Raw genomic sequence first — 311 nt, 5'->3', positions numbered from 1 at the left:
CCGTTCGCCGCCGGGATCGGCACGGCTCTCGTTCTCGCCGCCGGCCTGGAACTGCACAGGAACAGGAAGAGGAGTCACCAGTGAACGAGATAGCCGACATAGGATACGGCCGCCAGTTCGACGGCTGGTACGACCGGCTGTTCCCCAAGGACGGCGCCGCGGCCGGGGTCGCCAAGAAGATCGCGGACCTCCACCCCGACCACTCCACCGGCACCCTGGAGTTCGGCGTCGGCACCGGCCGTATCGCCGTCCCCCTCTCGGGGCACGTCGGGCGGGTGACCGGGGTGGACTCCTCCGAGGAGATGCTGGCC

Annotated in this window: 1 protein-coding gene; it reads left to right on the top strand. The window is 69.8% G+C overall.

Annotated features, from left to right (window positions below; genetic code table 11):
- Positions 1-80 precede the first annotated feature (80 nt).
- Positions 81-311 (top strand): class I SAM-dependent methyltransferase (locus CU044_RS39085; RefSeq protein WP_193564077.1); only part of this gene is annotated, 231 nt, incomplete at its 3' end.

The organism is Streptomyces sp. L-9-10 (assembly GCF_004151105.1).
GTDB lineage: Bacteria > Actinomycetota > Actinomycetes > Streptomycetales > Streptomycetaceae > Streptomyces.
This window is presented reverse-complemented; position numbering and strand designations above follow the sequence as displayed.